The 11,966-nt window shown below is 70.2% G+C and carries 8 protein-coding genes; 2 read left to right on the top strand and 6 right to left on the bottom strand.

The window, feature by feature from the left end; all coding sequences use genetic code 11:
* Positions 1 to 125 precede the first annotated feature (125 nt).
* From ACFXC1_RS00165 to ACFXC1_RS00145, 5 genes are all read right to left on the bottom strand, one after another.
* Entirely contained in the window at positions 126 to 758 is a 633-nt protein-coding gene (locus ACFXC1_RS00165) for a potassium-transporting ATPase subunit C (RefSeq protein ID WP_381236652.1), read from the bottom strand.
* A 6-nt stretch (positions 759 to 764) separates the two neighbouring features.
* Complete coding sequence (kdpB, locus tag ACFXC1_RS00160; RefSeq protein ID WP_381236649.1) at positions 765 to 2,864, bottom strand: potassium-transporting ATPase subunit KdpB; 2,100 nt, start codon at positions 2,862 to 2,864, stop codon at positions 765 to 767.
* Positions 2,865 to 2,902: 38 nt separating this feature from the next.
* Positions 2,903 to 4,567, bottom strand: coding sequence for a potassium-transporting ATPase subunit KdpA (gene kdpA, locus ACFXC1_RS00155; protein ID WP_381236646.1), 1,665 nt, complete (start codon positions 4,565 to 4,567; stop codon positions 2,903 to 2,905).
* Positions 4,568 to 4,575: 8 nt separating this feature from the next.
* Entirely contained in the window at positions 4,576 to 4,665 is a 90-nt protein-coding gene (gene kdpF / locus ACFXC1_RS00150) for a K(+)-transporting ATPase subunit F (RefSeq protein WP_016434100.1), read from the bottom strand.
* A 273-nt stretch (positions 4,666 to 4,938) separates the two neighbouring features.
* Complete coding sequence (locus ACFXC1_RS00145) at positions 4,939 to 6,780, bottom strand: APC family permease (RefSeq protein WP_381236643.1); 1,842 nt, start codon at positions 6,778 to 6,780, stop codon at positions 4,939 to 4,941.
* Between the two features lie 255 nt (positions 6,781 to 7,035).
* On the opposite strand from ACFXC1_RS00145, the gene ACFXC1_RS00140 reads away from it, so the two are divergent.
* Positions 7,036 to 7,536 (top strand): hypothetical protein, encoded by a 501-nt coding sequence (locus ACFXC1_RS00140; RefSeq protein WP_381236640.1) that lies wholly within the window; start codon positions 7,036 to 7,038, stop codon positions 7,534 to 7,536.
* Here the strand turns inward: ACFXC1_RS00140 and ACFXC1_RS00135 are convergent.
* Positions 7,514 to 10,027, bottom strand: coding sequence for an ATP-binding protein (locus ACFXC1_RS00135; protein ID WP_381236637.1), 2,514 nt, complete (start codon positions 10,025 to 10,027; stop codon positions 7,514 to 7,516). The genes ACFXC1_RS00140 and ACFXC1_RS00135 overlap by 23 nt on opposite strands.
* A gap of 182 nt (positions 10,028 to 10,209) precedes the next feature.
* Between ACFXC1_RS00135 and ACFXC1_RS00130 the strand changes: the two genes are divergently transcribed.
* Positions 10,210 to 11,784: a Na+/H+ antiporter gene (locus ACFXC1_RS00130; RefSeq protein WP_381239358.1), complete on the top strand. Its 1,575-nt coding sequence runs from the start codon at positions 10,210 to 10,212 to the stop codon at positions 11,782 to 11,784.
* Positions 11,785 to 11,966 lie beyond the last annotated feature (182 nt).

Here is an 11,966-nt window from a genome sequence, read left to right as displayed (position 1 = left end):
GGGGGGGGCCGACCCCCCCCCCCCCCCCCGTGGTCTGGGGGGTGGCCTTTTCCGGGGGCCCGGGGCTGGGGGGGGGGTGGGGGGGCCCCGGGCCCCCCCACTCCCGTGCCGGTCGCATAACGCCATCAGCTCTTCGTCACAAGGGACTTGAGCGCGATGTTGAGCTCCAGCACGTTCACCGTGGGTTCGCCGATGAAGCCGAGGGTGCGGCCGTCGGTGTGGTCCTTGACCAGCCTCTCCACCTGGGTGACGGAGAGGCGGTTCCGTTCGGCGACCCGGTGGACCTGGAGTTCGGCATAGGCCGGGGAGATGTCCGGGTCGAGGCCGGAGCCGGAGGAGGTGACGGCGTCGGCCGGGACCTGGGAGGGCTTGACCTTGTAGTCGGCCGTGGAGTTGTTCTTCACGACCGCCGCCTTGGCGTCCTCCACCTGCTTGACGAGCACCTTGCTGTCGGCGGAGAGGTTGGTGGCACCGGAGAGGATCAGCTTGTACTGGGTGTTGACCGAGTTCGTGCCCAGTCCATTCGCGGGGCGCCCTTGGAAGTAGTCCAGGCTGTAGCCCTGTTGGCCGATCAGCGAGGAACCGACGACCTTGCCCTCCGCCTTGATCTCCGAGCCGTTCGCCTTGTTGTTGAACAGCGCCTGGGCCACCCCCGTGACCACCAGCGGGTAGATGACACCGGTCACCAGGGTCAGCACGAGGAGGGCACGCAGGGCCGCCCAGAGCAACCGGGCTGTGTTGGATACCGAGTTGTTCATAACTGGTCAGCCGATTCCGGGGATGAGGGAGATGAGGAGGTCGATGAGCTTGATGCCGATGAACGGGGCGATCAGCCCGCCGATGCCGTAGATCGTCAGATTGCGGCGGAGCATCTTGTCGGCGCTGACCGGCCGGTATTGCACGCCCCGCAGGGACAGCGGAACCAGCGCGATGATGACCAGCGCGTTGAAGATGACGGCCGACAGGATCGCGGAGTCGGGTGACGACAGGCCCATGATGTTGAGCTTGTCGAGGCCCGGGTAGACCGCCGCGAACAGCGCCGGGATGATCGCGAAGTACTTCGCCACGTCGTTGGCGATCGAGAACGTCGTCAACGCGCCCCGGGTGATGAGGAGTTGCTTGCCGATCTCGACGATCTCGATGAGCTTGGTCGGGTTCGAGTCGAGGTCGACCATGTTGCCGGCCTCCTTCGCGGCCGACGTACCGGTGTTCATCGCGACGCCGACGTCCGCCTGGGCCAGCGCGGGCGCGTCGTTCGTGCCGTCGCCGGTCATCGCGACCAGCTTGCCGCCGGCCTGCTCCCGCTTGATCAGCGCCATCTTGTCCTCGGGCGTGGCCTCCGCGAGGAAGTCGTCGACGCCTGCCTCGTCGGCGATCGCCTTGGCGGTCAGCGGGTTGTCGCCCGTGATCATGACGGTCTTGATGCCCATGCGGCGCAGCTCGTCGAACCGCTCGCGCATGCCCGCCTTGACGACGTCCTTGAGGTGGATGACGCCCAACACCCGTGCGCCGTCGGTGTCTTCGACCGCCACGAGCAGCGGGGTGCCGCCGGCCGCGGAGATCCGGTCGGTGAGCGCGCCGGCGTCCTCGGACACCTCGCCGCCCCGCTCCTTGACCCAGGCGACGACCGAACCGGCCGCGCCCTTGCGGATCTTGCGCCCATCCACGTCCACACCCGACATCCGGGTCTGGGCGGTGAAGGCGATCCACTCGGCGTGCGCCAACTCGCCCTGGTGGCGTTCGCGCAGGTCGTACTTCTCCTTCGCCAGGACGACGATGGAGCGGCCCTCGGGCGTCTCGTCGGCGAGCGAGGAGAGCTGGGCGGCGTCGGCGAGTTGGGCCGCGGTGATGCCGGTCACCGGCACGAACTCGGAGGCCTGGCGGTTGCCGAGAGTGATGGTGCCGGTCTTGTCGAGCAGCAGCGTCGAGACGTCACCGGCGGCCTCAACCGCCCTGCCGGACATGGCCAGTACGTTCCGCTGGACGAGGCGGTCCATGCCCGCGATGCCGATCGCGGAGAGCAGCGCGCCGATCGTGGTCGGGATCAGACAGACCAGCAGGGCCACCAGCACGATCATCGTGAGGTGCGTGCCCGCGTAGTCCGCGAACGGCGGCAGCGTGGCCACCGCGAGCAGGAAAACGATCGTCAGCGAGGCGAGCAGGATGTTGAGCGCGATCTCGTTCGGGGTCTTCTGCCGGGCGGCGCCCTCGACCAGGGCGATCATCCGGTCGATGAAGGTCTCACCGGGCTTCGTCGTGATCTTGATGACGATGCGGTCGGAGAGGACCTTCGTACCGCCCGTGACGGCCGAGCGGTCGCCGCCGGACTCCCGGATGACGGGCGCGGACTCGCCGGTGATGGCCGACTCGTCGACACTCGCGACTCCCTCCACGACGTCACCGTCGCCGGGGATGATGTCGCCGGCCTCGCACACCACCAGGTCGCCGATGCGGAGTTCGGTGCCGGGGACCTGCTCCTCCTGGTCGCCCACGAGCCGCCGGGCCACCGTGTCGGTCTTGGCCTTGCGCAGGGTGTCGGCCTGGGCCTTGCCGCGGCCCTCTGCGACGGCCTCCGCCAGGTTCGCGAAGATCACGGTCAGCCACAGCCAGGCGCTGATCGCCCAGCCGAACCAGTCGCCCGGATCCTTGAAGGAGAAGACCGTGGTGAGCACGGACCCGATCCACACCACGAACATGACGGGCGACTTGACCATCACCCGCGGGTCGAGCTTGCGGCAGGCGTCGGGCAGGGACTTGATGAGTTGCTTGGGGTCGAAGAGACCCGCGCCGACACGGCTCTCGGGGGACTTGTGCCCGGTCGGCACATCGCTGTGCGGCGCCCTGGTCGGAGTGGCTGTGGACATCGAGTCCTCTTGGTTCTCTATGTTCCCTATACGGGTGCTCATGACGCCAGCCCCTCGGCCAGCGGTCCCAGCGCCAGCGCCGGGAAGTAGGTCAGGCCGGTGATGATGAGGATCGCGCCCACCAACAGGCCGGTGAACAAAGGCTTTTCGGTGCGCAGGGTGCCCACGGTGACCGGCACCGGCTTCTGCTCGGCGAGCGAACCGGCCAGCGCCAGCACGAACACCATCGGCAGGAAGCGGCCGAGCAGCATCGCGAGCCCGGTCATGGTGTTGAACCAGTCGGTGTTCGCGTTCAGACCGGCGAAGGCCGAGCCGTTGTTGTTCGCGGCGGAGGTGAAGGCGTACAGCACCTCGGAGAAGCCGTGCGCGCCGGAGTTCAGCATCGAGTGCGGCGGGGTCGGCAGCGCCATGGAGGCGGCGGCGAAGATCAGCACCAGGGCCGGGGTGATCAGGATGTAGCAGGCCGCGAGCTTCATCTCGCGGGTGCCGATCTTCTTGCCCAGGTACTCGGGCGTACGGCCGACCATGAGCCCGGCGATGAACACCGCGATGACCGCCATGATCAGCATGCCGTAGAGGCCGGAGCCGGTACCGCCGGGCGCTATCTCGCCCAACTGCATGCCCAGCATGGTGATTCCGCCGCCGAGACCGGTGAACGAGGAGTGGAAGGAGTCCACCGCGCCCGTCGAGGTCAGGGTGGTCGACACCGCGAAGATCGAGGAGGCGCCGACGCCGAAGCGCTGTTCCTTGCCCTCCATCGCACCGCCGGCGATCTGGAGCGCTGAGCCGTGGTGGGCGAACTCTGTCCACATCATCAGGGCGACGAAGCCGACCCAGATGGTGGCCATGGTGGCGAGGATCGCGTAACCCTGCTTGATCGAGCCGACCATCACACCGAAGGTGCGGGTCAGCGCGAACGGGATGACCAGCAGCAGGAAGATCTCGAAGAGGTTCGTGAACGGGGTCGGGTTCTCGAAGGGGTGCGCGGAGTTGGCGTTGAAGTAGCCGCCGCCGTTGGTGCCGATCTCCTTGATGGCCTCCTGCGAGGCGACCGCACCGCCGTTCCACTGCTGGTGCCCGCCCATGAACTGGCCGACCTCGTGGATCCCGGAGAAGTTCTGGATGGCGCCGCAGGCCACGAGCACGAGCGCGGCGACGATCGAGAGCGGCACCAGGATGCGGATGACACCGCGCACCATGTCGGCCCAGAAGTTGCCGAGTTCACCGGTGCGCGAGCGCGCGAAGCCCCGTACAAGCGCCACCGCCACGGCGATGCCGACGGCCGCGGAGACGAAGTTCTGGACGGCCAGACCGGCGGTCTGCACGACATGGCCCATGGTCTGCTCGCCGTAGTACGACTGCCAGTTGGTGTTCGTCACGAACGACACGGCCGTGTTGAACGACTGCGCCGGATTGACCGAGGAGAAGCCAAGCGAGCCGGGCAGGACGCCCTGGAGACGCTGGAGGAGATAAAGGAAGAAGACTCCGACGGCCGAGAAGGCGAGCACTCCGCGCAGATACGCGGGCCAGCGCATCTCGGTGTTCGGGTCGGCACCGATGCCCTTGTAGATCCACTTCTCGACCCGCAGGTGCTTGTCGGAGGAGTAGACCCGGGCCATGTAGTTGCCGAGGGGGATGTAGGCGAGTGCCAGCGCGCCGATGAGGGCGAGCAGCTGGAGGACGCCTGCGAGTACGGGACCCATGTCGTTGCTCAGAACCTCTCCGGGAAGATCAGGGCGAGGACGAGATAGCCCAGCAGGGCGACGGCCACGACGAGGCCGACGATGTTCTCGGCGGTCACAGCTTCGTCACCCCCTTGGCGACGAGGGCCACCAGCGCGAAGACCGCGATCGTGGTGACGACGAAGGCCAGATCGGCCATCGTGAGCTCCTGGATTGAGGTTCGAATGGAACGGACGCTTAGAGGTAACCGCGCCCGTGACCGGATTCGGCCGCCGTTGACGGGTCCCTTACGGCGGTGCGTACGCCTTTGACGGGACTCTTACGGCGACGGCGCGCAGCGGGCGTGCACACCGCCGCCGGGCTTCGGAGCAGCCCGGAACCGCACCCGGGCTTCAGAACAGCCGGAACCTCAGCCGGCAGATCACCGCGTCCGTGTCCCGCCGTACGGCATGGGCGACGACGGCCCCGCGCTGGTTCTGGAGCAGCCGCTGCCACAGCCGTACGGGCTCCACCTCGGCGATCAGGACGGTGACCCGGGTGTCCGGTTCGGTCGCCGACACGTCCCGTACGTAGGCGGCGATCGGGCGGCCCAGTGTGCGGCGTTCGCAGGTGAGGCGGACCAGGGGCACGCCGGGGTTCCACTCGGTCCAGGCGCGCTCCAGGGCGTGGAGGTGGGCGCGGTCCTCGGGGTCGGGGTAGCAGACGGTCACCGCGCGGACCTCGTCGCCGAGGGAGGCGGCGGCCGTCAGGGCCTCGGAGGTGAGGCGGGAGAGGGACGAGACGGGGACGATCACCACGGACCGGTCGCGGTGCGGGGGTTCCGGGATGCGGCCGAGGCCGAGCCGTTCGCCGATGTGCGTGTAGGCGCGGTGCACGGTCTCGAAGGCGAGCACGAGCAGCGGCAGGGTGATCACGATCAGCCAGGCGCCCTCCTCGAACTTGCTCGCGGTGACGACGACCGCGGCGACCCCGGTGAGGACCGCGCCGAAGCCGTTCAGCAGGGCTTTTCCGCGCCGGCCGGTGCCGCGTTCGCCGCGCCAGTGCCGGACCATGCCGACCTGGGCGACGGTGAAACCGACGAAGACACCGATCGCGAAGAGCGGCACGAGGGTGTTGGTGTCGCCGCCGGAGAACACCAGCAGGGCCGCCGAGACCGCGGCCAGTGCGAGCACTCCGTGCCGGTGCACCTGGCGGTCGGCCTTCAGGGCGAAGACGTGCGGGAGGTAGTTGTCGCGGGCCAGCAGCTTCAGCAGCACGGGCAGCCCGCCGAAGGACGTGTTCGCGGACAGGGCGAGCAGGATCATCGTCGCGAACTGGATGACGTAGAAAGCCCAGTTGTGGCCGAGGGAGGCGTCCGCGAGCTGGGCGAGAACGGTGACTCCCTGGACGGGCTGGAGGTGGAAGCGGGAGATCAGCACCGACAGGCCGATCAGCATCACGCCGAGCACCGCGCCGAGGGCGACCTCCGCGCGCTGGGCCCGCTTGACGCGGGGTGCGCGGAAGGAGGGCACGGCGTTGGCAATGGCCTCGACGCCGGTGAGGGCGCTGCAACCGGAAGCGAAAGCTTTCAGCAACAGCAGCGTGCCGACGCTCGTCGCGTTGTCGGCGAGCACGGAGGCGTGGCCGTCGGCGGTCGCGGTGCTCACCGGCGCGGACCGGAACAGGCCGACCGCGATGAGCACGAAGATGGAGCCGACGAACACGAGCGTCGGCACGATGAAGGCGCGGGCCGACTCGACTATCCCGCGCAGGTTCACCGCCGTGACCAGCACGAGCACCGCGAGGCACAGCCACAGCCGGTCGTCGTACAGGCGCGGGAAGGCCGAGGTCAGAGCAGCGACTCCGGCGGTCACCGCCACGGCCACGTTCAGGACGTAGTCCAGCACCAGCGAGGCGGCGGCCACCAGGCTCGTCCGCGCGCCGAGGTGCGTCTTCGCCACGGCGTAGGAGCCGCCGCCGTCCGGAAAGGCCGCGATGACCTGGCGGTACGAGGCGACGAGCACCGCCAGCAGGGCGGCGATGGCGAGCGTCACCGGCAGGGTGAAGCCGAGCCCGTGTGCGCCGGCGGCGGCCAGCACGAGGACGATCGCCTCGGGGCCGTAGGCCACCGACGCCATGGCGTCCAGGGACAGGGCGGCGAACCCGGCGAGGGCGGTCAGCCGATGGCGCTCGCCGGTATCCGGGGGCTCCTCGTCGGCGGGCGTCCCGCCCGGCTGGACGGTGAGGACGGTCATGCTGGTGGCTCCTTCAAGATACTGAGGCGCGGGTGCGCTCCAGGTTCGGTCCCGTCGCCGTGTGCTTCTCCTTCTCCTTGCGGCTTCTTCGCGCCGAACACGCGTTCTTTGACACGAACTTGACGAGCGTGTGACCAGGACAACTGCGCTCGGCCTCCGCGAGGCCGCTGCGAGGGCGTCAGGAACCGCCGGCCGCCCGTCAGGGTCGCGTCAAGACCCGGCTTCCGTACGCCGGGGATCTCTACCGTCACCCCCATGGCACCGGTGGAGGACCGACGATGGGCGCGGGACCTGCGCGGCTCGTTCCGCTGCGCGGGCGCGCTGCTCGGACTCCTGCTGGCCGTCGACCACTTCAGCGGCCGGCTCACGCTCTGGCGTGCCGCGCTCTGGTTCGCCGTGGCGCTGCTGCTCTTCGTGGTGCTGTGTCCGGCGCGGGTCCGGGCGGGCGAGGGCTGGCTGTCCTCGCGCCGGCTGCTGCGCGAGCGACGCGTCCGCACGGACCGGCTGGTGTCGGTGCGCTGTCTGGACGGGATCTCTCAACGGCTCTTGCTGCGGGACGAGTTCGGCAGCCGGGTCTCGGTCGATCCCGATGTGCTGGTCAACAACCCCGACCTGTGGCACAGGTTGGCGGAGGACTCGCACAAGTCCCTTGCCTCCGGCTCGCTCACCTGCGGGGCGACCGCGCTGCGCCGCATCGCGGAACGCGTCGAGCGCGAGACCGCGGAGACCGTGTTCAGGGTGTCCGGTCTGGAGTGACCACGAGGCTCGGATCCGACTGGCTCGCCCCTTCGGCCAGCGGCAGAGACACGACCATGGTCAGTCCGCCGCCCGGCGTGTCCTCGGGGGTGAGGGTCCCGTTCATCGCCTCGGTGAGGCCGCGCGCAAGGGCGAGACCCAGCCCGAGCCCGGTGGTGTTGTCCGTGTCGCCCAACCGCTGGAACGGCTCGAAGAGCCGCTCGCGACCGGTAGTCGGAAGCCCGGGCCCTCGGTCCACGACCCGCAACTCCACCCGCCCGCCCAGCGCGCTGGCGGTGACCAGCACCCGGCGCCCGGGCGGGGTGTGCCGGGCCGCGTTGCCCGCCAGGTTGGCGATCACGCGTTCCAGCAGAGGCGGATCGACCAGCACCGGCGGAATCGACTCCACGTCCCGCAGATCCACGTCGGGCACGTCCGCGAGCGCCATCGGCAGCACCTCCTCCAGGCTCGTGGCCCGCAGGTTCAGCGGGAGCACGCCCGCCTCGAGCCGGCTCAAGTCGAGGAGATTTTCCAGCAGTCGGTTCAGCTTGGCCATCGACTCGTCGGCGGTGGCGAGGAGTTCGTCCCGGTCCTCGTCCGAGAACTCCACGTCCCGCCCGCGCAACGAGGTGACGGCGGCCCAGCCCGCCGCGAGTGGCGTCCGCAGATCATGTCCTACGGCCCGCAGCAGCGCCGTACGCAACCGGTCGGCCGCCTTCACCGGCTCTATCTCCGCTGCCGCTTCGGCGAGTTGGGCCCGTTCGACGGCGGAGCCGACATGGGCGGCGAAGGCGGCCAGGACCCGGCGTTCCGAGGAGGAGAGGGTGCGTCCGCGCAGCAGCAGGTAGGCGCCTGGGCCCGCCGGGACGGTGGTGACCCCGCCGCCGATCTCGTGGTCCGGCGGTTCGTCGACGAGTTCCGCCGAGGCGGTGCCGAAGGTCTCGCGGGTGCGCTCCAGCAGAGCTGGGATCGTCTGGCCGCCGCGCACGATGCTGCCCGCGAGGGAGGACATCGTCTCCGCCTCGGCGGTGGCACGCGCCGAGCGCCGGGACAGCCGTAGCGAACGGTCGACCACGGCGGCCACGGTCGCCGCCACGACCGTGAACACCCCAAGCGCCAACAGGGCGTTGGGGTCGTCCAGCGTGAACTGGCCTATGGGCGGGATGAACCAGTAGTTGAGCAGCAGCGAGGCCGTCACCGAGGCGATGACCGCAGAGGTGACACCGCCTATGCAGGCGACCCCGACGACGGCAAGCAGGAACAGCAGTGCCTCGCTGGTGAGGTTGACCGTGCCGCGCACCTGCGCGAGACAGACGGTGAGCAGCACCGGGAGCACAAGTCCCGCCACGGGACCGGCGATCAGCCGTCCGGTCGAGAGGGTACGGCGACGGGACGGGAGCAGGGTCCCGCGCCCGGCGCGCTCGTGTGTGACCCGGTGGACGTCGATGTCGCCGGAGAGTTCGGTGACCGTCTCGCCCGTGCCGGGTCCGGTCAGGAACCGTTCGAGGCGTCCCCGGCGGCTGGTGCCGAGGACGAGCTGCGTGGCGTTCTCGGTGCGGGCGAACTCCACCAGGGCGGTGGCGACCCCGTCGCCGACCACCGAGTGGTAGCTGCCGCCGAGGTCCTCGACGAGCCTGCGCTGCCGGACGAGCGAGGCGTGGGACACCCCGGCGGCGAGTCCGTCGCTGCGGGCCACGTGCACGGCGAGGAGATCGCCGCCCGCTGATCGGTCGGCGATGCGGGCGGCCCGGCGGATGAGTGTGTCGCCCTCGGGGCCGCCGGTGAGGGCGACGACCACCCGCTCCCGGGTCTCCCACACCCCGCCGATCGCGTGCTCGGCGCGGTAGGTGTGCAGGGCCTCGTCGACCCGGTCGGCCACCCACAGCAGCGCCAACTGCCGCAGCGCGGTGAGGTTTCCGGGCCGGAAGTAGTTGGCGAGGGCCGCGTCGATCTTGTCGGGCGCGTAGATGTTGCCGTGCGCCATGCGCCGCCGCAGCCCTTCTGGCGGTATGTCGATCAGCTCGATCTGCTGGGCCCGGCGTACGACGTCGTCGGGCACCGTCTCGTGCTGCGGCACCCCGGTGATCTTCTCGACGACGTCCTTCAGGGAGGCGAGATGCTGCACGTTGACGGCGGTGACGACGTCGATGCCGGCGGCGAGCAGTTCGTCGATGTCCTGCCAGCGCTTGGCGTTGCGTCCGCCGCCGGGGACGTTGCTGTGCGCGAACTCGTCGACGACGGCGGCCTCCGGGCGGCGGACGAGGACCGCGCCGAGGTCCATCTCCTCGAACTCCCCGCCCCGGTAGGTGCATTGAGCCCGCTCGACGACCTCCAGGCCGTCGAGCATCGCCTCGGTGAGCGGACGTCCGTGGCACTCGGCGAAGCCGACCACCACATCGGCGCCCCGGGCGGCCCGGCGCCGTGCCTCGTCGAGCATGCGGTAGGTCTTGCCGACGCCCGGGGCCGCCCCGAGGTAGACCTTCAGTCGCCCGCGTCGCAGTACGTCGTTCATCGCCTTCCAGGGAAGCGCCCGGCAGGCCTTCGGGCAGACGTCTTGACGCGTCTCTGGCGCCGCCTGCGAGGACGTTGACACTGTCTTGACGGCGTCCGGCCGGGTTAGGGTGTGCGCGGTGTGCCGGGAAGTCTGGTCGGCGGGGAGTCCGCATGGGCTCGTCCAAGACCCAGGGGGACGGCATGCGCGGCGTCGGTACGGTTCTCGCTCTCGTGGTGCTGGCGACGCTGGTCGCGACGTTCGCCCGCCGCTGGCGGATCCCCGCCCCCTCCCTCCTCGTGGTCGCCGGTCTCGCCGTGGCGCTGCTGCCGGGCACCCCTTCCATCGAGATCAGCCCGGACGTGATCGGCCTGGTGGTGCTGCCACCGCTGCTCTACGCCAGTGCCGAGGACCTGTCGTGGCGTGAGCTGAAGGCCGTGTGGAAGCCGGTCGGGATCCTCGCGATCGGCCTGGTCGTCGCATCGGCGGCGGCGGTGGGCTGGGTGGCGTCCACGGTGACCCCGCTGTCCTGGCAGATGGCGTTCGTGCTCGGCGCGGTCCTCGCGAGCACCGACCCGGTCGCCGTCACCGCGCTGGGCCGGCGGCTCGCGCTGCCGCCCCGGGTCCAGATGCTCGTCCAGGCGGAGTCCCTGTTCAACGACGCGACCTCACTGGTGCTGTTCCGGGTCGCGGTGAGCGTCGCGGTCGCCTCGGCGGCGGCGAACTGGGGTGCCGCGGGCGGTGAGTTCATCGTCCTCGCGGGCGGCGGCACGGTCATCGGGGCGGCCGTCGCCCACGCCGTGACACTGATCCGGCGGCACACCGAGGACCCGGTCCTGGAGACGGTGATCGCCCTGGTCACGCCGTACGCGGCCTACGTCCTGGCGGAGGGCGCGAACACCTCCGGTGTGACCTCGGTGGTGGTGGCGGGCGTCGTCCTGGGCGGTCGCGGCGACCGGCTCACCAACGCCCGCATCCGGCTCCAACTGCATGCCGTCTACGGCACGTTGGTGTTCCTGCTGGAGAGCGTGGTGTTCTCGCTGATCGGTCTCGCCCTGCCCACGCAGGTGCGGGCACTGTCCGACGGCGACCGGGCCTGGCCCCTGTACGCGCTCGCGGTGGCGGGCACCCTGATCGCCGTACGACTGCTGTGGCTGGCGCCGCTGTCGGCGGTGGTGCAGCGCAAGTCGGGGACGCACAGGGTGAATTGGCGGGTGCCGATGGTGCTGACCTGGGCGGGTACCCGGGGTGTCCTCCCGCTGGCGGCGGCGCTGTCGATCCCGGAGGTCACCAGCAGCGGCGCCGCGCTGACCGACCGCCCGCTGGTTCTCGTCCTCACCACCTCGGTCGTGGTGGTCACCCTGGTCGTGCAGGGCTTCACGCTCGCGCCCGTCGTCCGCCGCTCCGGCATCGCCCTCGAACCCGACCACACGGAACGCGAAGAGGCGTCCGCCCGCTGCCGGTTGGCCGACGCGGGCATCCGTCGCCTCGACGAACTCGCCGAGCTGGAAGCCGTACCGGACGTCGTCCTCGACCGGCTCCGCCGCGGTCTCAACGCCCGCCTCGACGACGCCCGCGACCGCCTCGCCGAGCCCAACGGCCACCCGTCCCCCACCGAGTCCGCCGACCTGGTCTACCGCCAGCTCCGCCGCGACCTGATCGCCGTAGAGGCCGTGGAACTCCAGCGCCTCTACGACGACCACGCCATCAGCGACACGACCCGCAGGCGGTTGCAGAGGTCGCTGGACCTGGAGGAGGCGAGGCTGGCGGATGTATAGGGCGCCCCGTCGTCACGCTCGGTGTCCATCGCCCGGTACGGCCCTCCCAACATCCCCCATACAGCCCAACGCGCCCCGAACCGCTCCCGGCCACCCCTTCCTGATGCGCTCCTTCCGCTCTCCCGGCCAGTCTTAACGGAAGATTGACGCCCACGGCCCGTAGATCCATGGGCCCACGCGTC

The organism is Streptomyces hokutonensis (assembly GCF_042751305.1).
In the GTDB taxonomy this organism is placed as follows: domain Bacteria; phylum Actinomycetota; class Actinomycetes; order Streptomycetales; family Streptomycetaceae; genus Streptomyces; species Streptomyces hokutonensis_A.
The sequence above is the reverse complement of the archived record's forward strand: the minus strand, read 5'-3'. Positions and strand labels throughout refer to the sequence as shown.

Bases quoted from the DNA above. Each gene is read 5' to 3' on its own strand.
- ACFXC1_RS00165 (WP_381236652.1), bottom strand. From the start codon at position 758: ATGAACAACTCGGTATCCAACACAGCCCGGTTGCTCTGGGCGGCCCTG.
- kdpB (WP_381236649.1), bottom strand. From the start codon at position 2,864: ATGTCCACAGCCACTCCGACCAGGGCGCCGCACAGCGATGTGCCGACC.
- kdpA (WP_381236646.1), bottom strand. From the start codon at position 4,567: ATGGGTCCCGTACTCGCAGGCGTCCTCCAGCTGCTCGCCCTCATCGGC.
- ACFXC1_RS00145 (WP_381236643.1), bottom strand. From the start codon at position 6,780: ATGACCGTCCTCACCGTCCAGCCGGGCGGGACGCCCGCCGACGAGGAG.
- ACFXC1_RS00140 (WP_381236640.1), top strand. From the start codon at position 7,036: ATGGCACCGGTGGAGGACCGACGATGGGCGCGGGACCTGCGCGGCTCG.
- ACFXC1_RS00135 (WP_381236637.1), bottom strand. From the start codon at position 10,027: ATGAACGACGTACTGCGACGCGGGCGACTGAAGGTCTACCTCGGGGCG.
- ACFXC1_RS00130 (WP_381239358.1), top strand. From the start codon at position 10,210: ATGCGCGGCGTCGGTACGGTTCTCGCTCTCGTGGTGCTGGCGACGCTG.